Origin of the sequence: Streptomyces sp. NPDC014623 (assembly GCF_043088245.1) — a bacterium.
In the GTDB taxonomy this organism is placed as follows: Bacteria; Actinomycetota; Actinomycetes; order Streptomycetales; family Streptomycetaceae; genus Streptomyces.
In genome coordinates this window covers 177,746-202,935 of the sequence record NZ_JBIBZU010000006.1, presented here as the reverse complement: position 1 = coordinate 202,935, position 25,190 = coordinate 177,746, and the positions used below count along the sequence as shown (strand labels likewise).

Genomic DNA, 25,190 nt, shown 5'->3' with positions numbered 1-25,190 from the left:
GGGAATCAGCGTACGGCGGGCGACGGGCGACGGAGGGCGATTCGCATAACTGACCGCCCAAGGTGTTTAGGGTGTTGTTCATGTTCCGTCTTGAGACCGGAGTGGACAAGGAACGTCGTATTCTGCTGGGCCGACGGCTGAACGATGACAATTGGGACGGATCACCGGAGCTGCGCGCCCTGCACTCGACCTCCGCCGGGCACGAAGCGCCGCTGGAGGTCTGGCTCCTGGACGGCCGGGGAGCGCTGGCCGGCGGGCTGAGCGGGCGGACCTGGGCCTACTGGCTCCACGTGGACCTGCTCTGGGTCGACACCCGTCACCGCGGCCTCGGTCTCGGTTCGCGGCTGCTGGCCGAGGCGGAACGCCTCGCCCGCGACGACCGGGCCTGTACCCGCTCCCGGCTGGAGACCTGGGGTTTCCAGGCCCCGGACTTCTACCGGAAGCAGGGGTACGAGGTGGTCGGCGAGGTCGCGGACTACCCGCCCGGTGTCGCGGAGTACATCCTGGTCAAGCAGTTGGAGCGATCCGCCGGCCCCCCGCCGAGGGCACGGCGGGGAAGATTCCCGGGGCGGCGTGACCGGCAGAGGTGAAGGCCTCCGAGACGGCCTTGGCGACGGTGTCCGCCATCGCCTCCTCCACCAGCACGATCGCCGAGCCGCCGAAGCCGCCCCCGGTCATCCTGGCCCCGAGCGCACCGGCCGCGTTCGCCGCCGAGACCACGAGGTCCAGTTCCGGGCACGAGACCCGCAGATCGTCGCGGAGCGAGGTGTGGCCCTCGTTGAGGACCGGGCCCGCCGCGCGCACGTCACCCGCGTCGAGCAGCGCGATGACCTGTTCCACCCGGCGGTTGTCGCTCACCACGTGGCGGACGTAGCGCACGACCGACTCGTCCTCGCCGGCCGCCGCGAGGGTATCCAGTGCGGTGGCCAGATCCTCGTACGGGAGGTCGCGGAGGGTGGGGAGGCCGAGCGCCCGGGCTCCCGCCTCGCAGCCGGCCCGGCGCTCCGCGTACGCGCCGTCGCCCAGGGCGTGCTTGACCCGGGTGTCGACGACGAGCAGCCGCAGCCCGTGCGCGGCCAGGTCGAAGGGGACCTGGCGCTGGGTGAGGTCGCGGGTGTCGAGGTACAGCGCGTGGCCCTCGGTGCAGCACGCCGAAGCCATCTGGTCCATGACGCCGCAGGGCACGCCGACGAACGCGTTCTCGGCCCGCTGGCCGGTCCTGGCGATCTCCGGGGTGCTCAGGCCGAGCTGGAAGAGGTCGTTCAGGGCGAGCGCGGTGACGACTTCCAGGGCTGCCGAGGAGGAGAGGCCGGCGCCGACGGGGACGGTGGAGGTGAGCTGGATGTCCGCGCCGGTGACGGGGTGGCCGGCTTCGCGGAGCGCCCAGACGACTCCGGCCGGGTAGGCGGCCCAGCCGTGGCCGGAGTGGGGGGCCAGTTCGTCGACGCGCAGGGAGACCACGCCGCCCGGCACGTCGGTGGAGTGCAGGCGCAGCTGTCCGTCGGTGCGGCGGGCGACGGCCGCGCGGGCGGTGTGCGGGAGGGCGAGCGGCATGACGAAGCCGTCGTTGAAGTCGGTGTACTCACCGATCAGGTTCACTCGTCCGGGTGCTGCCCAGATCCCTTCGGGGGCGGTCCCGTAGAGCGCGGTGAAGGAGGCGGCCAGCTCGGTGGACGAGGCGGCCGGCGCGGTGGTGTCGGTCATGGGGCGGTGGGCTCCTCTCGGCGGGCGAACGTCCACGCGTCGGCGACGATGGCGGTCAGGTCGGCACGCGACGGCTGCCAGCCGAGCCGCTCCCTGGCGGTGGCGGCGGAGGCGACGAGGACGGCCGGGTCACCGCCGCGCCGGGGCGCGGCGGTCTCGGGGACGGGGTGGCCGGTGACCTGGCGGACGGTCTCGATGACCTCGCGCACGGAGAAGCCGTTGCCGTTGCCGAGGTTGCAGATGAGGTGTTCGCCCGCGGTGGCCGCCTCCAGGGCCAGCAGGTGGGCCTCTGCGAGGTCGGCGACGTGGATGTAGTCGCGTACGCAGGTGCCGTCCGGGGTCGGGTAGTCGTCGCCGTAGACGGAGATCGACTCGCGCTGTCCGAGGGCGACCTGGAGGACGAGCGGGATGAGGTGGGACTCGGGGTCGTGGCGTTCGCCGTGGCTGCCGTAGGCCCCGGCGACGTTGAAGTAGCGCAGGGAGACCGCTGCCAGGCCGTGTGCGGCGGCCTCACCGGTGATCATGTGGTCGACGGCGAGCTTGGAGGCGCCGTACGGGTTGGTGGGCGCGGTGGGGTCCGACTCGGTGATGGGGGTGGAGACGGGTTCCCCGTAGGTCGCCGCGGTGGAGGAGAACACGAGCGTGCGCACCCCGGCGTCGCGCATGGCGGCGAGGAGGGCGGTGGTGCCGCCGACGTTGTTGACCCAGTACTTCTCGGGGTCGACGACGGACTCGCCGACCTGGGAGAAGGCCGCGAAGTGCAGCACCCCGTCGTAGCTGGCGTCCAGCCACTTCGCGGCGTCCTGGATGCGCCCCTCGATGAAGCCGGCGCCCCCGGGGACGCCCTCGCGGAAGCCGGTCGACAGGTCGTCGAGGACGGTCACGGCGTGACCGGCCTCCAGCAGGTGTGCGGCGACGACACTGCCGACGTATCCCGCACCGCCCGTCACCAGGTACTTCTTGCCGGTGTTGCTCACTCGCTCGCTACCTCTCGCAGTCGCTGGGCCGCGGTCTCCGGCGGCACGTCGTTGATGAACACGCCCATGCCGGACTCGGAGCCCGCGAGGTACTTCAGCTTGCCGGTGGTCCGCCTGATGGTGAACAGCTCGAGGTGCAGCCCGAACTCCTCACGGCCGTGGGCCCTGAAGGGGGCCTGGTGCCATGCGGAGATGTACGGGGTGGGCGGCTCGCCGGGGCCGAAGATCCGGTCGAATCGCCTCAAGAGTTCCAGATAGACCTGTGGGAACTCCGTGCGGGCACCCTCGTCGAGCTCCCGCAGGTCGGGAACGCGCCGGCGCGGGTGGAGGTGGACCTCGTAGGGCCAGTGCGCGGCGTACGGCACGAAGGCGACCCAGTGCTCGCCCTCCAGGACGACACGGTCACCGTCGGCCAGTTCGCGGGCGACGACGTCGTCGAAGAGGTTGCGGCCGGTCTCCGCGCGGTGGGACTCCACGGAACGGAGCATCTGCACGGTGCGCGGGGTGACGAAGGGGTAGCCGTAGATCTGCCCGTGCGGGTGGCCGAGGGTGACGCCGATCTCGGCGCCCCGGTTCTCGAAGCAGAACACCTGGGCGACCTGCGGGAGCTCGGCGAGGTCGGCGGTGCGGTCGGTCCAGGCCTCCAGGACCAGGGCGGCCTGGTCCTCGGTGAGGCCGGCGAAGGACACGTCGTGGTCGGAGGTGAAGCAGACGACCTCGCAACGGCCGGAGTCGCCGGCGAGGGAGGGGAAGCGGTTCTCGAAGACGGCGACGTCGTAGTGGGTGTCCGGGATCTCGCTGAGCCTGCCCTCCCGCGAGGGGCACAGGGGGCACTCGTCGGCCGGCGGGTGGTACGTACGCCCCTGCCGGTGCGAGGCGATGGCCACCGAGTCGCCGAGCAGGAGGTCGTGGCGGATCTCCGAGGACGTCGAGACGGCATCGAGCGGCCGCAGGTCGGCGGCGTCGCGGACGGTGTCGTCCGCGGAGTCGTAGTAGATCAGCTCACGGCCGTCGGCGAGGGTCGTAACCGTCTTCTTCACCAGGCTCCTCCATGCAACGCCCTCTAAACAGAACCGCACATAACTAATCACAATTCAACAGAGGCGTCAATGCCGACAGCCCCTGCGGCAACGCCAGGCAAATCGCCCACCAGATCGGGACATTTCAACCCGTCCGATCACGATCAAACAAAGAACGCCATTCGACCTGTTCATTTTCTGAACACATAGGCGTAGGTTCCGTCGGGTTCAGTTCGCGCAACGAAGCGAGTACCCCCCATGCACTATCTGGCCGAAGGGCTCCGGCTCCCCACGAACGGGCTCGATTACACAATCCTGGCGATCTACTTCGTCGTGGTGCTCGGCATCGGCTTCGCCGCCCGGGCCAGCGTGAAGACGAGCCTCGACTTCTTCCTGTCCGGACGGTCACTGCCCGCCTGGGTGACCGGCCTGGCCTTCGTCGCGGCGAACCTCGGGGCCACCGAGATCCTCGGCATGGCGGCGACCGGCGCGCAGTACGGCGTCGCGGTCGTCCACTGGTACTGGATCGGCGCCATCCCCGCCATGGTCTTCCTCGGCCTGGTGATGATGCCCTTCTACTACCGGTCGAAGGTCCGCTCCGTCCCGGAGTTCCTGCTCCAGCGCTTCGACAAGTCGGCGCACCTGCTGAGTTCCGTGCTCTTCGCGTTCGCGGCGATCCTGATCGCGGGCGTGAACCTCTACGCCCTCTCGATCGTCGTGGAGGCGCTGCTGGGCTGGCCCCAGTGGGTCGCGATCGTCGTCGCGGGGCTCTTCGTCCTCGTCTACATCACCATCGGCGGCCTCTCCTCGGCGATCTACAACGAGGTGCTGCAGTTCTTCGTCATCCTCGCCGCACTGATCCCGCTGACCCTGCTGGGCCTCAAGCGCGTCGGCGGCTGGGACGGGCTGAGCGGATCGCTGGAGAAGCAGCACGGCACGGACTTCATGTCCGCCTGGGGCGGTACGGGCATCGGTGACGCCAACCCGCTCGGCGCCAACTGGCTGACGATCATCCTCGGTCTCGGCTTCGTGCTCTCCTTCGGTTACTGGACCACCAACTTCGCCGAGGTGCAGCGCGCCCTGTCCGCGAAGAACCTCTCCGCGGCGAAGCGCACCCCGCTCATCGCCGCCTTCCCGAAGATCTTCATCGTCTTCGCGGTGATGATCCCGGGCCTGGTCGCCGCAGTCGTCGTGCCGAAGATCGGGACCCCCGACTCGGACCTCACGTACAACGACGCCATCCCGCTGCTGATGCAGGAGCTCCTGCCCAACGGTGTGCTCGGCATCGCGGTGACCGGCCTGCTGGCCGCGTTCATGGCCGGCATGGCCGCCAACGTGTCCTCGTTCAACACGGTGTTCACCACGGACATCTGGCAGCGCTACGTGAAGAAGGACCAGCCCGACGCGTACTACCTGCGCTTCGGCCGGGTGATCACCGCGGTGGGTGTGCTGGCCTCGATCGGCACCGCGTTCATCGCGGCGAGCTTCTCCAACATCATGACGTACCTGCAGACGCTGTTCTCGTTCTTCAACGTCCCGATGTTCGTCGTCTTCATCATCGGCATGTTCTGGAAGCGCGCCTCGATGAAGTCCGGTGTCTGGGGCCTCGTCGCGGGCACCACGGCCGCGATGGTGAACTACTTCGTCATCTACAAGCAGGGCGTCATCGACATACCCTCCGACCAGGGCGCCAACTTCGTCTCCGCCATCGTCGGATTCGTCGCCGGTGCGGTCGTCATGGTCGCCGTCACCCTCTTCACCGCACCCAAGCCGGAGGCCGAACTGGCCGGTCTGGTCTACGGGACGGAGTCCCCGGACGCCGACGAGGTGCCGGACGAGGGCGACAGCGCCTGGTACCGCAAGCCCGCCCTGCTCGGCTGGGGCGCGATCGTCCTCGCCACCCTCTGCTACCTGCCCTACTCGTTCTGATCGGAGGCACTCACCATGTCCGACCTGCACAAGGAAGTCTCCGAGCTGGAGCGCAAGTCCGCGACCGCGGCCCGGCTCTTCGACATCCGGCGGATCATCGGCGGTCTCTTCGTGGTCTACGGAGTGATCGTCACCATCGCCGGTGTCAACCCGTCCGACGCCGATCTGAAGAAGGCCGAAGGCGTCCACATCAACCTCTGGACCGGCCTCGCCATGCTGGCACTCGGGCTCTTCTTCCTGATCTGGATGAAGCTGCGCCCCGCCCAGGCGCCGGAGGAGGCCCCCGGAACGCCGGAGAGCTGATCCGCTCCCCGCGGGGGCCGGGCGATCACGCGTTCACGCGAGGCCGTCCGGTCCCCGCGGCGTTCCCCCCGCCACCCGGTCGAGCAGCCCGGTACGGGCCGCGAGTGCGGCGGCCTCCAGCCGGGAGCCGACGCCGAGCTTCATCAGCACCCGCTGCACATGCGTGCGCGCGGTGCTCGGCGCGATCCCCATGCCGGCCGCGATCAGCCGGGTGTCCTCACCCTCGGCCACCCGCATCAGCACCTCGACCTCACGCGGGGTCAGCATCCGCAGCAGCCGCTGCCCCTCGTCGTCCGGCTGGGCCGCCGGGTGCAGCAGTTCGGCGAAGGCGCCGCGCAGCAGTTGGGGGGCGACCGCGACCTCACCCGCCCGGGCCTTGATCATGGCACGTTCGACGCCCTCGATGCGTTCGTCGTGGCGGACGTAGCCGGCCGCTCCCGCGGCGAACGCCGCGGCGATCCCGCGCGGGCTCGGGACCGGGCCGAGCACCACCACGGCCACCTGCGGGCGCTCGCGTCCGATCCGCACGATCGGGTCGAACGCGCCGGGTGCGGCGGGCGCCGCCGTGCCGAACAGGCAGACCTCCGGTGCTCTGCTGACGACCAGCTCCGCGGCCCCTGAGGTCGGCGCGGCTGCCGCGAGCACCCGGTGCCCGCGCAGTTTCAGTGCCGAGGCGAGTGCCTCGGCCAGCAGACGGTGGTCATCGACCACCATGAGCCGCACGCCCATCGGAAAAGCCCCCATATGTACAGCGCGGTACCGCTGTGTAACCCCGAACAGGCCCCCCGGCCCCTCTGACCCGGCAAGTTACACGCTTGTTCGACGCAGCGCGCCCTCTCCTGGGCAGAAGCCCCCCAGAATGTCGAATTCTGCGTCATTCAGGGCTACTTACCCGCCGGAAAACGACCGGCCCTGCCGGTCGGATGATCAACCGGCAGGGCCGTCAGGGCCGGCCCGCGAACGGGCCGGGCGGGTCAGACGGTGCTGAAGGAGACGACGAGGTACTGCTTGTCGTCCAGCGAACCGGACTTGCTGGGCTCACTGACCATCTGCTCGGAGATGAACAGCCGGCCCTTCTCGTAGATGATTTCGGCGTAGTCGGTGGAGAAACTGGTCTCCGCGTCACGGACCGCCTCGTCGTCCGGGTTGACCATCAGCACGGTCTCCTCGAAGGTCGAGCCGTTGATGGAGACGATCTGGCCGCCCTTGTCGTACGGCGGCTTCTTGTACGCGATGACGTTGGAACCGTCCATGCGCAGCGGGGTCAGGGTGTAGCGGTCACCCGCGTCCGCCTTGCCCCCGACGAGCTTGCCGGTGGTCAGGTCGAAGGCGACGATCTCGTTGGTGTCGCCGTACTCGCCGCCGCCCTCGTGCTCCTCGGTCGGCAGGTAGATCCTGTTGTTGCCGACGGCCAGGGAACTGCACTTCTCGACCTCGGTGGCACCGCAGTCGCCTGCGTACTTGTCCGCGTCGGCCGAGATCCGGACGATGAGCTTGCCGGTGGCCGCGTCGATGGAGAAGAAGTCCGAGATGCTGCTGCCGTCGCCGGCAGTGTCGCCGACGTCGGCCGCGACGACGAGCGGCTTGGTGGAGACGATGCTCGCGTACTCGACGCCGGCCGGCATGTTGTACGAGGAGAGCGGTGCGCCCGTGGTCGGGTTCAGCGCCTGGACGGTCAGCTGCGGATCGTCGTAGCTGCCGCACTTGCGGACCACGGCGAGCGCTTCACCGCCGCCGTAGCCCATGTCGTAGCAGTTGTTGGTGTCGGCCTTCGGCTTCCAGAGCTCGGCGCCGTTCGCGAGGTTGAAGGCGGCGCCGCCGTTGGTCCCGCCCGCGGCGACCGTGGTACCGCTGAGGGTGACCTCGCCGAACCTCACGGCCCGGTCACCGCTGGCCGTGGAGGTGACGGACTTGCTCCACATGAGCTTGCCGGTGGCCAGGTCGAGTCCACCGATCTGGGTGCACGAGGGGTACTTGTCCTCGGCGGTCGGCTTGCCCTCCTGGAAGGCGATGGCCGTCTTGTAGTCCTTGCTCATGTGCCGTGACGCGGCGCAGACCTGGCCGGTCAGCGGGATCGACCAGAGCTTGGTGCCCTTGGCGAGGTCGTAACCGGCGATCTCGTACACGCCGGTCTTCACGTACGCCTTGTCCGTGACCCAGGAACCGTCGACGACCGTGGTGTCGGTGACCTTCGGGTGGGGAAGCTGGAAACCGACCTTGGACTTGGTGTCGGCCGGGGCCTTCTCGGTGCCGCCGGCCAGACCGTCACCCTTGCCGCCCTTGCCCTCGCCGCCGTCGGTCCCGGCCGAGGCCGCCTCGTCCTGCTTGCCGTCGTCACTGCCACTGGAGGCGTAGATGAATCCGCCGCCGACGATCAGCACCACGGCGACGGCCGCGGCGACGATGATCTGCATCTGGGTGCTGAACTTCTTGCCGCCGCCGGGCTGGGGTGCGACGTACTGCGGCTGCATCGGTGCGGTCGGGTAGCCGTACCCGTGCTGCGGAGGCATGCCGGGCTGGCCGGGGGGCGGCGCCTGCGGGAAGCCGTAACCGGGCTGGGCCGGCGGCTGGCCGGGGGGCGGCGCCTGCGGGTAACCGTAACCGGGCTGGGCCGGCGGCTGGCCGGGGGGCGGCGCCTGCGGGTAACCGTACGCGGGGTTCTGCGGCGGCTGCCCGGGTGGGGGCGGCTGCGGAGAGCCGTAGCCACCCGCGGGCGGGGTGGGCGGCGCGGCCGGGGGCTGCTTGCCGAACGGGTCGGAGGGCGGCGGGGTGGGCGCGCCGAACCCGCCGGGCGGGGGGTCCTGCGGGGCGCCGAATCCGCCCTGAGGCGGTTCGTTGGGCGGCTGGGGCGGCTGGGGCGGCTGGGGCATGGCGTACGTACCTCTGCGAAGTCTGGGGAGGGGAGGGGCTGCGGTGGCCGTCGTCGGCCGTTACTTGCCGAAGGCCATCATGGTCGTCTGCTCTTTCTCCTCCTCGTCGCTGCCGGCGCTGACGCGGTCGCTGACGACGAAGGAACGGCCACCCGCGTAGAGGGCCTTGGAGGAGTAGAAGTTCTCGATCCGTGTGGTCGAGTCCGGGTGCTGGAGCAGCACCTTGGGCGCACCTCCGGCGGGTGCGATCGTCGCGATCGCACCGCCCTTGTCGTACGAGGGCTCCAGGTAGACGAGCACGTCGCCGCCTTCCATGCGGAGCGGCTTCATGGTGCGCCCGGCGGGGGCCGCGGACTTCCACTTGGCCTTGCCGGTGTTCAGGTCGAACGCGATGACCTTGTTGGTGCGGCCTGTCCCGCTGGTGTCGTCCTCGGTCATCATGTAGAAGGTGTTGGCGTCGGCGGCGAGGCCGCTGCAGCCTTCGAGCTGCTGACCGAAGATCGCGAAGTCGTGTCCGCAGTCGACGGCCAGTTCGTCCTCGCTGTCACTGACCAGCTGGGAACGGAGTGTTCCGTTCTCCTTGAGCGCGAGGATGCCCCACTTCTTCTCCTCGCGCTGGGTCAGCGAGACGACGAGGGGGCTCACCGAGTACACCTTGTCGACCTGCCAGCCGCGCTTGGGCTGATACGTCCACTTGGCTTTCCCGGTGGCCGGGTCGACCTCCTGGATCTGGTGCTGCGGGTTGTCCGCGTCGTCGGTGCGGCAGCCGGACGCGGCGATCAGCTTGGTGCCGCCGGCGAAGGCGAACGGCTGGCAGTCGCCGGACGGCTTGCCGAACAGCTCGGTTCCGTCACTGACCCGGTAGGCGTTGGAGTTGCCGGTACGGCCGACGGTCACGGTGTCACCGCTGATCGCCAGACCGATGTCGGACAGCATGTCCCAGGCGCCGTTCTTCTTGACCGACTTCTTCCAGCCGGCCTTGCCGGTGTTGAGGTCGACCATCTGCAGATCGGCGCAGTCCGCCTTGTCCGTGGTCCCGTTCATCACGCCGATGACGATCTTGCCGTCGGCCGTGGCCGTCCCGGGTGCCGCACACATGTCGGCGGGCAGGGGGAGGTCCCACTTCTGCTTGCCGTCGGCCACCGAGTAACCGGTGAGGGAGCGGTACATGCCCTTGACGAGCGTGTCCCCGACGATCCAGGGCCCGTAGACGTCCGCGCCGTTGCGCGGGAGGTCGATGCCGTTCTTCGTCGTCCAGAGGACCTTGGCCTCGCCCTCCTTGCGTCCGGCGTTCAGGTCGTCGTTCGCCTCACGCCCGTTGCCCTCGCCGTCGCCCTGGTCCACGCCGGGCGAGGCGCTCGGGTCCGCGACGCCGCTGCTGGGCCTGGCGACGGGCTTCTTCTCCTCGTCGCCACCGCTCGTGGCGAGGAAGATGCCGCCGCCGACGACGAGGAGCACGGCGAGCGCCGCGCCGATGACGACGGCGGGCTTGCCCTTGAAGGGGCCGCCGCCGGAACCGCCGGGCGTGGGCGCGCCGGGGTACTGCTGCTGCGGGTAGCCGTATCCGGGCTGCTGGCCGTACGGGCCGGACGGGGCGCCGTAAGGGCCGGGCTGCTGGCCGTACGGGGCGCCGTAGGGGCCGGGGGCCGGCTGGCCGGGCGCCTGGGGGTAGCCGTATCCGGGCTGTGCGCCGGGGGTCTGCGGGTAGCCGTAACCCGGCTGCGGCGCCCCCTGGGGCGGTGCCTGCGGAGGCGTGGGCGGCATCTGCGGCGGAGCAGCCGGTGGTGCCTGCGGCTGGGGAGGCCGGGGAGTGCCCTGCGGTTCCTGCGGAGCCCCGAAGCCCCCCTGCGGCGGTTGCTGGCTGGGCGGCTGGGTCATCAGCACGTCCCCCTTCGTGCGGTCCGGTGCCCGGTCCGGTCTCCCCCGCGATTCCGCTGGGCTCAGAGGATCAGGTGCAGAGTTCTCTGAGTTCCCCCCGGAAAGGAGCGAATCGGGCATGGCTTCCGCAGCGTTACGACAGTCGAGCGGGGCTTCTTTGTACCACCCGCACCACACCGGGCACCGGTTCGGTCCACCCCTGTTCCCAAGGGAGAACCCGGTCGTGATGCCGTCGTTACGCACCTGTCGTGGCCGGGCGGGGGCACTCGCTCCCGATGCTCCGTCAACTGCGCGCGAGCCGGGCAGCTTTCACAGGAACCTCGCAGTCACCCCTTTCATTCACCGAAGACCAGCACGCCGGTCGCCGCCTTCTCCGCCTCGTCCTCGTCCTCACTGATCCGCTGCGGGAGGAGGAAGGAACGCCCGTCGCGGTAGGCGGCCTTCGGCAGGAAGAGGGAGTTCTCGGTACCGGCCGCCGATTCCGGATGCTTCAGCAGGGTCGTGTACGCCCCGGTCGAGGGGTCCAGCGCACCGATCTCACCACTCCTGCGGTAGGCGGCCTGCACGTGCACCAGCACCTTCCCGCCCTCCAGGCGCAGCGGCATCATGAAACGCCCGCCCGGCGAGGGCGTCTTCCACACCGGTCTGCCGGTGGCCAGGTCGAAGGCGACGACCTTGTTGGTCTTCACCTCCGCCGTGGAGTCGGGCTGCGTCGAGAAGTAGAACCTGCTCGTGTCCGCCGCGACCCCCGCACAGCCGTCCAGGTTGCCGCCCTCCTGCACGGAATCCTCACCGCACCGGAAGCCGTAGTCCTCGTCACCGCCCACCATCCGGGAGCGGTGGGTGCCGTTCTCGTCGAGGACCAGGACGGCCCACTCGTCGTCCTTCGCGATGGAGAGGACGGGCGGGCTGACGGTGAAGACGTGCGTCACCGACCAGCCCGGCTCCACCACGTAGGTCCACTTCGGTGCCCCCGTGGCCGGGTCGACCTCCTGGACCTGCTGGCGGACGGGATCGTCGGGCTCGGCCTGGCAGCTGACGGCCGCGAGCATGCGGGCGCCACCGGTGAACGCGAAGGGCTGGCAGACGCCTTCCTCCCGCTTGCCGAACAGTTCCTTGCCGTCACTGACCCGGAAGGCGTTCGAGGCGGTGTCGCGCCCGAAGGTCACCGTGTCGCCGGCGATCGACATGGCGACGTGCGAGAGACCGTCCTGCAGGGCGGAGCGGTCGACCGTCTTCTTCCAGCCGGCCCTGCCCGTACGCAGGTCGATCATCTGCAGGACGGAGCAGGAGGCCTCCGACTCCGAGACGTTGTCCTCGAGGGCGACGACGACCTTGCCGTCGGCCGTGGGGGCGGTGGGTGAGGCGCAGAGGTCCGTGGGCAGCCGCAGGCTCCACTCCTCCGTCCCGTCGGCCACCGCGTAGCCGGTCACCTTGCGGTACATGCCCTTGGCGACGACGTCCCCGGCGAACCAGGGGCCGTGCGTCTCCTCCCCGTACTCGGGGAGGTCGACCCCGTTCTCCGCCAGCCACGCCACTTTCGCCTCGCCGGCCTCGCGGCCCGCGTTGAGCTCGGCGGCGGTGGGTCCGGCGACGCTCTCCTCGTCGTCCTTGCCCGGCGTCGGCGAGGTACTCGGCCCTCCGGTGCCACCGCTCGGCCCGGCGACGGGCTTCTTCCCTCCCCCGTCGTCGCCGGTGGCCAGCCAGACCCCGCCGCCGGCCAGGAGCAGCACCGTGAGCACGGTGCCGACGATCACACCGGCCCTGCCCCTGGTGCGGCGGCCGCCGGGCCCGCCCGGTGGCGGCGCCGGGACCGTGTGCGGCGGCGGGTAGCCGTAACCCGGCTGCTGGGCGTACGGGCCCGGCCGGAACGGGTATCCGTATCCGTATCCGGGCGGTGGCTGGGGAACTCCCGGGGGCGGATCGTACGGCGCCCCGAAGCCTTCCTGCGGTTGCGGGCCGGAAGGCTGGGTCATCGGCGGGTCCCCCTCGTGCGGTCATGGCTCCGCCCGGGCACGCCGGCCCGGGCGGGCCTACTTTCTACCACCCGCCCGGGCACGGCCCGAAGACCGGACCTGATCGCCCCTCAGGCGTCCTCGGCCAGCTCCAGCCAGCGCATCTCCAGCACGTCCCGCTCCGCGACGAGTTCCCGCAGCTCGGCGTCGAGCTCGGCGACCTTCTCGAAGTCGGTGGCGTTGTCCGCGATCTGCGCGTGCAGGGACGTCTCCCTGGTCGACATCTTGTCGAGCTGGCGCTCCACCTTCTGGAGCTCCTTCTTCGCGGCGCGCGCCGCCTGCGGCGAGACGGTCTCGGCCGGCGCCGCCTTCGGTGCGGAGGACCCCGCGGCGGAAGCGGGCGTGGCCGTCTCCTCCATGCGCTGCCTGCGCTCGATGTACTCGTCGATGCCGCGCGGCAGCATCCTCAGCGCCCGGTCGCCGAGGAGCGCCATCACCTTGTCGGTGGTCCGCTCGATGAAGAACCGGTCGTGCGAGATCACGATCATCGATCCGGGCCAGCCGTCGAGGAGGTCCTCCAGCTGGGTCAGGGTCTCGATGTCGAGGTCGTTGGTGGGCTCGTCGAGGAAGAGGACGTTGGGCTCGTCCATCAGCAGACGCAGGATCTGCAGCCGCCGCCGCTCGCCACCGGACAGGTCGCCGACCGGCGTCCACTGCTTCTCCTTGGCGAAGCCGAACTGCTCGCAGAGCTGGCCGGCCGTCATCTCACGGCCCTTGCCGAGGTCGACCCGGTCGCGCACCTGCTGCACGGCTTCGAGCACCCGGAGGTCCGGGGCGAGCTCCGCGACCTCCTGGGAGAGGTAGGCGAGCTTGACCGTCTTTCCGACGACGACCTTTCCGGCGGCAGGCTGCACGTCACCCTGGCTGCGGGACGCCTCGGCGAGTGCCCGCAGCAGCGAGGTCTTGCCCGCGCCGTTGACGCCGACCAGACCGATGCGGTCGCCCGGTCCGAGCTGCCAGGTGAGGTGGGTCAGCAGGGTCTTGGGGCCGGCCTGGACGGTCACGTCCTCCAGGTCGAAGACGGTCTTGCCGAGCCGGGCGTTGGCGAACTTCATCAGCTCGCTGGTGTCGCGCGGGGGCGGCACGTCGGCGATCAGCTCGTTGGCGGCCTCGATGCGGTAGCGCGGCTTGGACGTACGGGCGGGGGCGCCGCGCCGCAGCCAGGCCAGCTCCTTGCGCATCAGGTTCTGCCGCTTGGACTCCTCGGTGGCCGCGATCCGCTCCCGCTCGGCCCGCGCGAAGACGTAGTCGCTGTAGCCGCCCTCGTACTCGTGGACGGTGCCCCGCTGGACGTCCCACATGCGGGTGCAGACCTGGTCCAGGAACCACCGGTCGTGGGTGACGCAGACGAGTGCGGAGCGCCGGGCCCGCAGATGCCCGGCCAGCCAGGAGATGCCCTCCACGTCGAGGTGGTTGGTGGGCTCGTCGAGCACGATCAGGTCCTGCTCGGCGATGAGCAGCTTCGCCAGCGCGATCCGGCGCCGCTCACCGCCGGAGAGCGGGGCGATGACGGTGTCCAGGCCGTGCTCGAAGCCGGGCAGCGCGAGACCGCCGAAGAGCCCGGTCAGCACGTCGCGGATCTTGGCACTGCCCGCCCACTCGTGGTCGGCGAGGTCGCCGATCACCTCGTGCCGGATGGTGGCCTCCGGGTCCAGCGAGTCGTGCTGGGTGAGGACACCGAGGCGCAGTCCCCCGTTGTGGGTGACCCGGCCGGTGTCCGCCTCCTCCAGTTTGGCGAGCATCCGGATGAGCGTCGTCTTGCCGTCGCCGTTGCGGCCGACGACGCCGATCCGGTCGCCCTCGGACACCCCGAGGGATACACCGTCGAGCAGGGCACGGGTGCCGTACACCTTGCTGACCTGCTCGACATTGACCAGATTGACGGCCATTTCACTCCTGCCTAGGGGGCCCCTGCGTCGGGGACCGCTCGACGTCCCAGAGTAGTCGCCGCGCGGGGCGCGCCGGCGTGCGGCGATCGATCATGGGACGTAACCCCAGGTCGGAGCGGTTCGGAACATCTCCGGAGCGGGGACCTCATGACACGTGACGCCGGGTGGGCCCTGGTTCCGGCGGTCGTGGCGACGGTGGCGCCGGCCGGCTGTCGGGCCCCGCCCGGTGGCGGTACGGGCAGGAACGGGGACGTATCACCTCGTGCCGCCGCCCCTACGGTCACCGGCCTGTTCTCCGCGGGCGCCGGCACCCGGTCACCGCCCGGCGCGCTCGACCAGCAGCCAGCCGCCGAGCGCCGCCGCCACTGCGGCGGGCGCGCTCACGTGGACGGTGATCAGCAGCGCGGTGTGCCCTTCGAGCAGCCCCGCGTACCCGACCATGGACAGGCCCAGGACGCCCAGCAGGGCGAGGGTCACCCCGATCGCCGATACGGCCCCCGCGCCGCTCGTGCCCCTGCCGGGGGCGGCGCGGACGGGGCGCTCGAACGTACGGAAGGCCGCGACCAGGGCCGCGGTCACCGCGGCCGCGGCCGCGATCCGCAGCGGGACCTGCGCCCACCAGGCGCCGGTGGCCGGCCCGGGCAGGGGCAGGCGGAGGGCGAGCATCGCCCCGTACACGCCCAGCATCGCGGTGAGGTGCCACAGGAACGCGGTCATCGCGACGCCGTTGGCGGCCACGACCGCGCGCCAGACGCGGGGCCGGGCGGCCAGCCGGGCTCCGGGGGCCCTCAGCAGCTCGGCTGCCCCGGCCAGCCACAGACCGTGGCCGAGCAGGGCGAGCGTGGGGGGCGCCATGTTGCTGATCTCCTCCCCCGGCATGCCGACCATGGAGAGCGGATACGGGCCGAAGGCCACCAGCGCGACGGCGGCGGTGAGGCCGGCGGCGGCGAGGACCCCGGGGCGGCGGATGCGGCCGTCGGCGCGCAGGAAGCCGAGCTGGTGCACCGCGAGCCAGACGAACGCGAAGTTGAGGAACTCGACGTACGGGACGCCTGCCGCGAAACGCAGGAGGTCCACCGAGGCGGCGGCTCCCGCGAGCACGGCGAACGCGCCCCAGCCGTAGCGGTCGTGCAGTTTCAGCAGGGCCGGGGTGAACGCGACCATCGCCAGATAGACCCCGACGAACCAGAGGGGCTGGGTCACCAGCCGCAGCGTCACACCGGTCAGTCCGCCCCCGCCGCCGAGGAGCTGGACGAGGAGCGCGGCGACGCCCCAGACCAGGACGAAGACCATGGTCGGCCTCAGCAGCCGTTGCAGCCGGGCGCGCAGGAAGGACGGGTACACGGAGCCCGTGAAGCCCTCGGGCCTCCTGCGGGCCAGGGAACGGTAGGACAGCGCGTGGGAGAAACCGCCGACGAAGAAGAAGACCGGCATGATCTGGAGGACCCAGGTGAGCAGCTGGAGCCGCGGCACGACGGCGAGGAGGTTGCCGACCCCGCCGGCGGTGACGGCGGCCATCAGCCAGTGGCCGAGGACGACCGTGCCGAGCGAGACGACGCGCAGCAGATCGACGTAACGGTCCCGGGTGACAGGTGTGGCCCCGGCCAGTTCACGAACAGGTGATCCCATGCGCCTACGGTCGCGCCGGGCCCCGGAAGGGCGGCAGCGCGACCGTACTCAGTTCGCGTCTGAGTACCCCTGCCGGACGACGGTGGCGCCCGCCGCCGGGGACACCGCCATCCGGGCTTCGCGGCAGGTGCCCGAGGCCAGCAGGGCGTCGGCCACCTTCCGCGCCGACTCCTCGTCGGCGGTCAGGAACGCCGTGGTCGGCCCGGACCCCGAGACCAGCGCGGCCAGGGCGCCGGCGGCGGTGCCCGCCGCGAGGGTGCCGGCCAGCGAGGGGCGCAGGGAGAGGGCGGCGGCCTGGAGGTCGTTGCCGAGGGCGTCCGCGAGGGCGGTGACGTCCCCCTCGCGCAGGGCGGCCAGGAGCGTGGGGGAGGCGGCCGGCTCGGGAACGTCGGTGCCGGCGGTGAGCCGGTCGAACTCGCCGTACACCGCGGGGGTGGAGAGTCCGCCGTCGGCGACGGCGAAGACCCAGTGGAAGGTGCCGCCGGTCTCGACGGCGGTCAGCTGCTCACCGCGGCCGGTCCCGAGTGCCGCCCCGCCGACCAGGCTGAACGGCACGTCGCTGCCCAGTTCGGCGCAGATCTCCAGGAGCTCCTCCCGGCTCGCCCCGGTGGCCCAGAGGGTGTCGCAGGCCAGCAGGGCGGCGGCTCCGTCGGCGCTGCCGCCCGCCATTCCGCCGGCGACGGGGATGTCCTTGGCGATGTGGATGTGCACATCGGGGGCGATGCCGTGCCGGGCCGCCAGGGCGATGGCCGCCCTGGCGGCCAGGTTGGTGGCGTCCAGCGGGACCCGGCCGGCGTCCGGTCCGGAACAGGTGACGCGCAGCGCCTCGGCGGGGGTGACGGTGACCTCGTCGTACAGGCCGACGGCGAGGAAGACGTTGGCCAGGTCGTGGAAGCCGTCGGGGCGGGGGGCACCCACCGCGAGCTGCACGTTGACCTTTGCGGGTACGCGGACGGTGACGCTGTGGGTCATGCGGACGGCTCCGGCTTGTTCTCGGCGATGGCGGCGAACTCCTCGACGGTAAGCGCCTCGCCCCGCGCCTGTGGCGAGATCCCGGCGGCGGTCAGGGCGGCCTCGGCGGCCGGTGCGGAGCCGGCCCAGCCCGCCAGGGCGGCGCGCAGTGTCTTGCGGCGCTGGGCGAAGGCGGCGTCCACGACGGCGAAGACCTCGGTACGGCTCGCGGTCGTACGGATCGGTTCCGTACGCCGGACCAGGGACACCAGACCGGAGTCGACGTTGGGCGCGGGCCAGAAGACCGTACGGCCGATCGACCCGGCGCGCTTGACGTCGGCGTACCAGTTGGCCTTGACCGACGGCACGCCGTAGACCTTGTTGCCGGGCCTGGCGGCCAGCCGGTCGGCGACCTCGGCCTGCACCATCACGAGCGTCCGCTCGATGGTGGGGAAGCGCTCCAGCATGGTGAGCAGGACCGGGACGGCGACGTTGTACGGCAGGTTGGCGACGAGCGCGGTCGGCGCCGGGCCGGGCAGCTCCGTGACCAGCATCGCGTCGGAGTGGACCAGTGCGAAGCGGTCGGCGCGCTCCGGGAGCCGTGCGGCGACCGTGGCCGGCAGGGCGCCCGCGAGCACGTCGTCGATCTCCACGGCGACGACCCGGTCGGCCGCCTCCAGCAGGGCCAGGGTCAGCGAGCCGAGGCCGGGCCCGACCTCCACCACCACGTCGTCGGGCCGCACCTCGGCGGTCCGTACGATCCTGCGGACCGTGTTGGCGTCGATGACGAAGTTCTGACCGCGCTGCTTGGTGGGGCGTACGCCCAGCGCTGCGGCCAGCTCGCGGATGTCTGCGGGGCCCAGGAGGGCGTCGGGCTCTGTGGTGCTCACCCGTTAAGCCTACGGCCGCCGCGGGGCCCGGGAGCCGCCGCCCGGCCCGGGACCGCAGCCGTGTGCCTCCCGCAGGACGACGGCCTCGTCGTACGACTGCCCGACGTGCCGGCCCGGGTGCTTCGCGGGCCCCCGAGGCCGCGGAGGTCCCGGAGGTCCCGTCCGGGCTCCCAGAGGTCTCAGAGCCTCAGAGGTCTCAGAAGTCGAACGCCCGCGCGGTGTTGTCGTAGACGGCGGCGGCCAGGGTGTCCTCGTCGGTGCCCCTCACCTCGGCCATGGCACGGAGCGTGACCGGAATCAGGTAGGGGGCGTTGGGCCGTCCGCGATAGGGAGCGGGGGTGAGGAAGGGGGCGTCCGTCTCGACGAGCACGAGCTCGGCGGGGGCGACGGCCAGCGCGTCGCGCAGCGGCTGCGCGTTCTTGAAGGTGACGTTGCCCGCGAAGGACATGAAGTAGCCTGCCGCCGCACAGATCCGGGCCATGTCGGCGTCCCCGGAGTAGCAGTGGAAGACGGTCCGCTCCGGCGCCCCGGCGTCCGCGAGGATGCGCAGGACGTCCGCGTGGGCCTCCCGGTCGTGGATGACCAGGGCCTTGCCGTGCCGCTTGGCGATCTCGATGTGCGCGCGGAAGGACTCCTCCTGGGCGGCCATGCCCTCGGGACCCGTACGGAAGTGGTCGAGCCCGGTCTCCCCGACACCTCGTACGTGGTCGAGGGCCGCCAGGGCGTCGATCTCGGCGAGCGCCTCGTCCAGCGCGGCTCTCCCGCCCGGCTCCCTGACCCCCTGCCGGGCCGAGCCCTCGGGGTCCCCGTGCACGATGCGCGGGGCCTCGTTGGGGTGCAGGGCGACGGAGGCGTGCACGGACGGGTGCGCGGCGGCGGTCTCGGCGGCCCAGTGCGAACCCTTCACGTCACAGCCCACCTGGACGACGGCGGTCACGTTGACGGCGGCGGCCCGGGCGAGGCCTTCCTCGACCGTTCCGTCCTGCATGTCCAGATGGGTGTGCGAATCGGCTACCGGAACCCGGAGGGGGTCGGGCAGCGGCGGGGCGTCGGTACGGCTCATACCGACGACTCTACGAGGCCGCGTGTCCTCTCTCAGCGCCGGTGGAAGGGGTGCAGCAGATCCGACAGCTGCCGGTGACGTGACACGGGGCCGGGGGCCGCCGGAACGGCGGTGACCACAGCCGTCTCGTCGGGGGCGTCGTCCGCGGCGGCCCTCACGGAGCGGCGGCCCTCCTGGGACCTGAGCAGCTGCTGGACGGTGGAGACCCGGCCCGCGCGCATGATGCGGACCACGTGGCCGCCGCAGTTCGTGCAGGTGGGGGTGGACAGCGGCGAGGGCACGTGTTCCCCGTCCGCCTTGTACACCACGTACGCGTTGCCCGAGCCGTCGGTGTGGTGCTCTATGGCGTAGGCCTGTTCCCAGCCGTGCCCGCATCTCATGCAGGCGAAGGCGTACGCCTCGTGCACGGTGGTTGCTGCGATGTCACTCATGCCTGCTCCTCTTGTCCGACGGACAAGCACTCCGGACGAGCACTCCGGACGGTGCGTCCCACCCTCGGGTGGGCGCCTCCACAGGCGGCGGCGCACCGGGCCTGCCGGGTGTGGGAACGCCTGTGGCCGGTCCGTGGCCGACGCACCCGGTACGCGGCTCGGGCTTCACATTTCAGGCTAGTCCCCCGCCCTGCTCCTGGCCGGTCCGAGCCGCGTTCTTCGCCGCGACCACCGCATCGAACACCTGGCGTTTGGGCAGCCCCGCCTCGGCGGCGACCGCCGCGATGGCCTCCTTGCGCCGCTCCCCCGCCTCCTCGCGCACCTGCACCCTGCGTACCAGTTCGGTGTCGTCCGGTCCTTCGTTCCCGGAGTCCGTGGCGCCCTCGACCACGACGGTGATCTCACCGCGCACGCCCTCGGCCGCCCAGAGGGCCAGGTCGCCCAGCGGGCCCCGCTTCACTTCCTCGTACGTCTTGGTCAGTTCGCGGCACACGGCGGCCCTGCGGCCGGCCCCGAACACCTCTGCCATCGCGGCCAGGGTGTCGTCCAGCCGGTGCGGGGCCTCGAAGAAGACCATCGTGCGGCGCTCGTCGGCGACCTCACGCAGCTTCCCGAGCCGTTCGCCCGCCTTGCGCGGCAGGAAACCCTCGAAGCAGAAGCGGTCCACGGGCAGGGCGGACAGTGCGAGCGCCGTCAGCACCGCCGACGGGCCCGGTACGGCGGTGACCTTGATGTCCTGCTCCACGGCGGCGGCGACGAGCCGGTAGCCGGGGTCGGAGACGGACGGCATCCCGGCGTCGGTGACGAGCAGGACACGCGCGCCACCGGCCAGCGCCTCGACCAGCTCGGGCGTACGCGCCGACTCGTTGCCCTCGAAGTAGGACACGACACGCCCCGTCGTGTGGATGCCCAGCGCCTGGGTGAGGCGGCGCAGCCGCCGGGTGTCCTCGGCGGCCACGACGTCGGCCGTCTCCAGCTCGGCGGCGAGCCGTGGCGGGGCGTCCGCCACGTCGCCGATGGGGGTCCCTGCGAGTACGAGCGTTCCAGTCGTTCCAGTCACATCGCCCATCCTCCCAGCACGGGCGGCACCACTCGCACAGAAGCGTTCCCTACGATGGCGCGGTGACGAGTACTGCGCCCGAGGCCCAGCAGGGCACCGACGCCGGCGACCAGCCGCCTTCCTGGCAGCAGCGGCTGCGCCGCTTCGGCCATCGCCCACGGCCGGAGACGGGGCTGCGCGAGCGCCTGGTCCCGCCCTACGCCCGCCCCGGCCGCCAGTTCTGGAACGTGCTCGCCGTGCCCCCGGTCCTCGCCGGCCACCTGGTGCGCTGGTCCGCCTGGGGCGGGCCGCTGCTGGTCGCCCTGGTCGCCGGGGTGCTGCGGTTCTGGAACCTGGGCAACCCGAAGGCGGTGATATTCGACGAGACGTACTACGCCAAGGACGCCTGGGCCCTGGTCAACCAGGGGTACGAGGGTTCGTGGCCCAAGGATGTCGACAAACTGATCCTGAAGGCCCCCTCCTCGGTGGACATCCCGGTGGACCCGGGCTACGTCGTCCACCCGCCGGTCGGCAAGTGGATCATCGGGTTCGGGGAACAGCTCTTCGGGTTCACCCCGTTCGGCTGGCGCTTCATGGTGGCGGTGCTCGGCACCCTCTCGGTCCTGATGCTGTGCCGCATCGGCCGCCGGCTGTTCCGCTCCACGTTCCTGGGCTGCCTGGCCGGCACCCTGCTGACCGTCGACGGGCTGCACTTCGTGATGAGCCGCACCGCGCTGCTCGACCTGGTGCTGATGTTCTTCGTGCTCGCGGCCTTCGGCTGCCTCCTCATCGACCGCGACCGGTCCCGCCGCAAGCTGGCCGCCGCCCTCCCGGTGGACGAGGAAGGACTCCTGCGTCCGGACGCCCACATCGCCGAGACGCTCCGCCTCGGCCTTCGCCCGTGGCGGATCACGGCCGGCCTGATGCTCGGCCTGGCCTTCGCCACGAAGTGGAACGGGCTCTACATCCTGGCCGCCTTCGGTGTGATGGCGGTGCTCTGGGACGTCGGCGCGAGGCGCACGGCGGGCGCCGTGCAGCCGTACCGGGCCGTGGTCCTCAGGGACCTGCTGCCCGCGTTCGTCTCCACGGTGCCGGTGGCGATCGGCACGTACGTCGTCTCGTGGACCGGCTGGATCGTCACGGACAAGGGGTACTACCGCGACTGGGCGGCCACCGAGGGCAAGGGCGGCAGCTGGACCTGGCTGCCGGACTGGCTGCGCAGCCTGTGGCACTACGAGTACCAGGTCTACGAGTTCCACGTCGGCCTGACCTCCGGCCACACCTACGAGTCCAATCCGTGGAGCTGGATCGTGCTGGGCCGCCCGGTCTCGTACTTCTACGAGGAGAAGACGGGCTGCCTCACCTCCGGAACCGGCAAGTGCGCCCGCGAGGTGCTGGCACTCGGCACCCCGCTGCTGTGGTGGACGGCGTGCGTGGCGCTGGTCTACGTGCTGTGGCGCTGGGCCTTCCGCCGCGACTGGCGGGCGGGCGCGATCGCGTGCGGGGTGGCGGCGGGCTGGGTGCCCTGGTTCTTCTACCAGGAGCGGACGATCTTCCTCTTCTACGCGGTCGTGTTCGTGCCCTTCCTGTGCCTCGCGGTCACGATGATGACCGGCGCCCTCCTGGGCCCGGCGTCCGGCACCGGACACCACCCGGGGCCGGACGAGGCCGGCCCCACGGACGAGCGCAGACGCACGCTGGGCGCGGTCGCGGCGGGTGTCCTGGTGCTGCTGATCATCTGGAACTTCGTCTACTTCTGGCCCCTGTACACGGGCACGTCGATCCCGGACACCTCCTGGCGCGACCGGATGTGGCTGGACACCTGGGTGTAGCGGCGTACGGCCAGGCCGTGGGGCCGCCGGTGCTGCGGATCCTCCGCCGGAGCACCTTCAGGGCGGTGACGTAGTCGGCGTCGTCCACGCCCCGGTGGATGCGGGCACGGATCCGCCGGGGCGTGCTCCCTGAGGCCGGTACGGGCCTCTTTCCCGCCTCGGTGGTCCACAGCCGCCCCTCGTCGTCCTGGGTGAGCCGGCCACGCTCCAGCGGGGCGTCCGCCTCGGCCCTCAGGCCGTCCCCGGGCCTCAGGCAGGAGCCCATCGCCCGCCGCAGCTCCGGGAGGGCCATCCCCTTCCCGTCGGGCGGGAGGCCGTTCTCCGACAGGTTGCGCGGCAGCCGGAACTCGGTCTGGACGAAGCCCGGTTCGGCCTGCTGGCGCGGGGGGACGCGATGAGGGCCTCGTAGGCCGCTCCGGTCCGGGGGCAGCCGGCTGTGCGGCGAGTTCGGCGTCGGACAGCTGGGTCGTCATGTGTGCTGCTCCTGCGGACGAAGGGCACGGACGAAGGCCCCGCTCGCTCCGGTCGCCGCGCTCCGCGGGTCGTCGGTCCTCGTGGACGCCGCGATGGGGGCGCTGTCCCTCGAGGAGCGCTTCGGGGCTCCTCGGACCGCGGCGGCCGGGCCGGTCACGGCCGGCATCGGGCCGATGCCCCGCACGAGCTGAGCGGATGCGGCCGTCCGCCCGGGGCACGGCCCCGCTTCCTCACCGGTGTCGCCTCCGGATCGGCGCGTCACTGTGCCGGGGAGGCCCGGCAGGGCCTCATCAGGCCTCCGGGTCCCCCGCCATCGCCGCGGGGAACCCCCTGTTGACGGCCAGGAGACCGCCGTCCACCCGCAGGGTGGTGCCGGTGACCCAGGCCGCGTCCCGGGAGGCGAGGAAGGCGACGGCGGACGCGATGTCGTCCGGTTCGCCGATCCGGCCGAGCGGGTAGAGGGCGCTCGCCCGCTCCAGTGCGGTGTCGCGGCCCGCCCACGCGTCCGTACGGATCGTGCCGGGTGCCACGAGGTTGACGCGGACACCGCGTGGTCCCGCGTGCCCGGCGAGTGTGCGGGTCAGGCCGGCCAGGCCCGCCTTCGCGGCGCTGTAGGCGTGGCCGCCGAAGTCCTGTTCACCGTTGACCGAGCCGATGTTGACGATCGCGCCTCGCCCTGAGGCCACCAGGTGCGGCAGCGCGGCGCGCGAGCAGCGGTAGGGGCCGGTCAGGGTGATGTCGAGGGTGTGGGCCCAGGGTTCGTCCTCCTCGTCCTCGAAGAGGGGCGCGTCCTCGTGGTTGGCGTAGGCGTTGTTGACCAGGACGTCGAGCCGGCCGAAGGCGTCGACCGCGTGGGCCACCGCCGCGTCGACCGCCGCCCGGTCGCCCACATCGCAGGCCAGGGCCTCGGCGGTGCCGCCCGCCTCACGGATACCGGCGGCGGTGCGTTCGGCGCGGGCGGCGTCCAGGTCGGTGACCAGGACGGCCGCGCCCTCGGAGGCGAGCCGGCGGGCGGTGGCCGCCCCGATGCCCTGGCCCGCGCCGGTGAGGAGTGCGGTGTGCCCGTGGAAGCGAGGAGGAGTCATAGCGCCGACCGTACTGCTCTGACCAGGGCCTGGGCACGGGGGTCGGCGGTGACTCCCTTCTGCAGACCGTTCGTCACATAACCGAGCGCGATGCCCGATTCGGGGTCGGCGAAGCCCAGCGAACCACCGCGTCCGGGGTGCCCGAACGACCCGGGGCCGAGCAGCGGCGCGGCCGGGCCGTGCAGCATGTAACCGAGGCCGAAACGGGTGCTGACGACCAGCACGCGGTCCGGCCCCGTGGACTCCTCGGTGCGGGCCAGGGTGAGGGTGGCGGGGGCGAACAGGCGATGGCCGTCGACCTCGCCGATCATCGCGGCGTAACAGCGGGCGAGCCCGCGTGCGGTGGCGATGCCGTTGGACGCGGGGAGTTCCGCGGCGCGGTAGGCGGGGGCGTTCTCGTCGGGGAAGGGGTCGATCGCCCCGAACGCCCGGCGGGTGAGCGAGGACGGGTCGGCGTAGGCCTCGACGACGGAGCGCTTGGGGCGTGTGCGGAGCGCGCCGCTGCCTTCGGCCGGCGGGGGTTCGACGGGGCCGATCCGCCCGATCCGGTGCGCTTCGTCGGCCGGGAGGCCGAACCAGAAGTCCAGGCCGAGCGGACGGGCGATCTCCTCGGCGACCCAGCGGCCGATGGTCCGCCCGGTGACCCTGCGCACCAGCTCGCCGACGAGCCAGCTGTAGGTCTGCGCGTGGTACCCGTGGTCGGCGCCGGGCTCCCACTGGGGCCGCTGGACGGCGACGGCCTGCGGCCCCGACACCCCGTCGGCGGCCTCCCCGGGCGTCAGCGGCGTGTCGAGGGCGGCCAGCCCGCCGCGGTGGGCGAGGAGGTGGCGTACGAGGACGCGCTCCTTGCCGTTCGCCTTGAACTCCGGCCAGTACGTGCCGACGGGGGCGTCGAGGTCCACCTGCCCACGCTGGTGCAGCAGCAGCGGCACGGCGGCGGCGATGCCCTTTCCGGCCGAACGCACGATCTGCACGGTGTCCACGGCCCAGGGCTCGGTGCCGTCGACGTCTCTCGTGCCGGCCCACAGGTCCACGACCTTGCGGCCGTGGTGGTAGAGGGCCACGGCCGCTCCCCGCTCCCCGCGCTGTTCGAAGTTACGGACGAAGGCGTCCCGTACCGCCTCGAATCCCGGTGTCACCGTGCCCCGTACGTCCACGCCTGCTCCCGCGCTCCCGCTCATCCCCCCATGGTGCATCGCGCCGCAGGTGGAA

The 25,190-nt window shown here is 71.7% G+C and carries 19 protein-coding genes and 2 pseudogenes; 5 read left to right on the top strand and 16 right to left on the bottom strand.

The window, feature by feature from the left end; all coding sequences use genetic code 11:
• Positions 1-80 precede the first annotated feature (80 nt).
• Positions 81-518, top strand: a pseudogene (locus tag ACF1FZ_RS13075) (GNAT family N-acetyltransferase); the annotation flags it as partial.
• On the opposite strand, the gene galK reads toward ACF1FZ_RS13075, so the two are convergent.
• Genes galK through galT form a run of 3 tightly spaced genes read right to left on the bottom strand, consistent with a single transcriptional unit; the run spans position 508 to position 3,721 of the window.
• Entirely contained in the window at positions 508-1,704 is a 1,197-nt protein-coding gene (gene galK / locus ACF1FZ_RS13070) for a galactokinase (RefSeq protein ID WP_391773440.1), read from the bottom strand. The pseudogene ACF1FZ_RS13075 and the gene galK overlap by 11 nt on opposite strands.
• Positions 1,701-2,681, bottom strand: coding sequence for a UDP-glucose 4-epimerase GalE (gene galE, locus ACF1FZ_RS13065; protein ID WP_391773439.1), 981 nt, complete (start codon positions 2,679-2,681; stop codon positions 1,701-1,703). The genes galK and galE overlap by 4 nt, the downstream gene beginning before the upstream one ends.
• Entirely contained in the window at positions 2,678-3,721 is a 1,044-nt protein-coding gene (gene galT / locus ACF1FZ_RS13060) for a galactose-1-phosphate uridylyltransferase (protein WP_391773438.1), read from the bottom strand. The genes galE and galT overlap by 4 nt, the downstream gene beginning before the upstream one ends.
• 237 nt (positions 3,722-3,958) lie before the next feature.
• Here galT and ACF1FZ_RS13055 point away from each other — a divergent pair, with 237 nt between their 5' ends.
• Together ACF1FZ_RS13055 and ACF1FZ_RS13050 are read left to right on the top strand one after the other, a co-directional pair.
• Entirely contained in the window at positions 3,959-5,629 is a 1,671-nt protein-coding gene (locus tag ACF1FZ_RS13055) for a sodium:solute symporter family protein (RefSeq protein ID WP_391773437.1), read from the top strand.
• A 15-nt stretch (positions 5,630-5,644) separates the two neighbouring features.
• Positions 5,645-5,932, top strand: a complete 288-nt coding sequence (locus tag ACF1FZ_RS13050) for a hypothetical protein (RefSeq protein WP_391773436.1) — start codon at positions 5,645-5,647, stop codon at positions 5,930-5,932.
• A 33-nt stretch (positions 5,933-5,965) separates the two neighbouring features.
• On the opposite strand, the gene ACF1FZ_RS13045 is transcribed toward ACF1FZ_RS13050, so the two are convergent.
• The 11 genes from ACF1FZ_RS13045 to rsmI all read right to left on the bottom strand — a co-directional run bounded on the left by ACF1FZ_RS13045 (position 5,966) and on the right by rsmI (position 20,617).
• The gene (locus ACF1FZ_RS13045; RefSeq protein WP_391773435.1) at positions 5,966-6,661 is read right to left on the bottom strand and encodes a response regulator transcription factor; all 696 of its coding nucleotides are present in this window, start codon (positions 6,659-6,661) and stop codon (positions 5,966-5,968) included.
• Between the two features lie 245 nt (positions 6,662-6,906).
• On the bottom strand, positions 6,907-8,802 hold the full coding sequence (locus ACF1FZ_RS13040) for a PQQ-binding-like beta-propeller repeat protein (RefSeq protein WP_391773434.1): 1,896 nt from the start codon (positions 8,800-8,802) through the stop codon (positions 6,907-6,909).
• A gap of 60 nt (positions 8,803-8,862) precedes the next feature.
• Positions 8,863-10,680: a PQQ-binding-like beta-propeller repeat protein gene (locus ACF1FZ_RS13035; protein WP_391773433.1), complete on the bottom strand. Its 1,818-nt coding sequence runs from the start codon at positions 10,678-10,680 to the stop codon at positions 8,863-8,865.
• 335 nt (positions 10,681-11,015) lie between these two features.
• Positions 11,016-12,656 carry a PQQ-binding-like beta-propeller repeat protein gene (locus ACF1FZ_RS13030; RefSeq protein WP_391773432.1) on the bottom strand — a complete coding sequence of 547 codons (1,641 nt, stop codon included), beginning with the start codon at positions 12,654-12,656 and terminating at the stop codon, positions 11,016-11,018.
• Between the two features lie 110 nt (positions 12,657-12,766).
• A complete protein-coding gene (locus tag ACF1FZ_RS13025; protein ID WP_391773431.1) occupies positions 12,767-14,584 on the bottom strand; it encodes an ABC-F family ATP-binding cassette domain-containing protein in 1,818 nt (605 codons plus the stop codon).
• 315 nt (positions 14,585-14,899) lie between these two features.
• Entirely contained in the window at positions 14,900-16,213 is a 1,314-nt protein-coding gene (locus tag ACF1FZ_RS13020; protein ID WP_391773430.1) for an acyltransferase, read from the bottom strand.
• 48 nt (positions 16,214-16,261) lie between these two features.
• The gene (locus ACF1FZ_RS13015) at positions 16,262-17,185 is read right to left on the bottom strand and encodes a 4-(cytidine 5'-diphospho)-2-C-methyl-D-erythritol kinase (RefSeq protein WP_391773429.1); all 924 of its coding nucleotides are present in this window, start codon (positions 17,183-17,185) and stop codon (positions 16,262-16,264) included.
• Positions 17,182-18,054, bottom strand: a complete 873-nt coding sequence (gene rsmA, locus ACF1FZ_RS13010; protein ID WP_104786588.1) for a 16S rRNA (adenine(1518)-N(6)/adenine(1519)-N(6))-dimethyltransferase RsmA — start codon at positions 18,052-18,054, stop codon at positions 17,182-17,184. The genes ACF1FZ_RS13015 and rsmA overlap by 4 nt, the downstream gene beginning before the upstream one ends.
• A gap of 196 nt (positions 18,055-18,250) precedes the next feature.
• On the bottom strand, positions 18,251-19,117 hold the full coding sequence (locus ACF1FZ_RS13005) for a TatD family hydrolase (RefSeq protein WP_391773428.1): 867 nt from the start codon (positions 19,115-19,117) through the stop codon (positions 18,251-18,253).
• A gap of 32 nt (positions 19,118-19,149) precedes the next feature.
• Positions 19,150-19,548, bottom strand: coding sequence for a hypothetical protein (locus ACF1FZ_RS13000; RefSeq protein WP_391773427.1), 399 nt, complete (start codon positions 19,546-19,548; stop codon positions 19,150-19,152).
• Positions 19,549-19,720: 172 nt separating this feature from the next.
• Positions 19,721-20,617 carry a 16S rRNA (cytidine(1402)-2'-O)-methyltransferase gene (gene rsmI / locus ACF1FZ_RS12995; protein ID WP_391773426.1) on the bottom strand — a complete coding sequence of 299 codons (897 nt, stop codon included), beginning with the start codon at positions 20,615-20,617 and terminating at the stop codon, positions 19,721-19,723.
• Between the two features lie 53 nt (positions 20,618-20,670).
• Between rsmI and ACF1FZ_RS12990 the strand changes: the two genes are divergently transcribed.
• Together ACF1FZ_RS12990 and ACF1FZ_RS12985 are read left to right on the top strand one after the other, a co-directional pair.
• Positions 20,671-22,419, top strand: coding sequence for a dolichyl-phosphate-mannose--protein mannosyltransferase (locus ACF1FZ_RS12990; protein ID WP_391773425.1), 1,749 nt, complete (start codon positions 20,671-20,673; stop codon positions 22,417-22,419).
• Positions 22,420-22,916: 497 nt separating this feature from the next.
• Positions 22,917-23,084: pseudogene (locus tag ACF1FZ_RS12985) on the top strand (EamA family transporter); the annotation flags it as partial.
• Positions 23,085-23,183: 99 nt separating this feature from the next.
• On the opposite strand, the gene ACF1FZ_RS12980 reads toward ACF1FZ_RS12985, so the two are convergent.
• Together ACF1FZ_RS12980 and ACF1FZ_RS12975 are read right to left on the bottom strand one after the other, a co-directional pair.
• Positions 23,184-23,978, bottom strand: coding sequence for an SDR family NAD(P)-dependent oxidoreductase (locus ACF1FZ_RS12980; protein WP_391773424.1), 795 nt, complete (start codon positions 23,976-23,978; stop codon positions 23,184-23,186).
• Positions 23,975-25,135: a serine hydrolase domain-containing protein gene (locus ACF1FZ_RS12975; protein WP_391773548.1), complete on the bottom strand. Its 1,161-nt coding sequence runs from the start codon at positions 25,133-25,135 to the stop codon at positions 23,975-23,977. Before ACF1FZ_RS12975 ends, ACF1FZ_RS12980 begins: the two co-directional genes overlap by 4 nt.
• Positions 25,136-25,190: the final 55 nt, after the last annotated feature.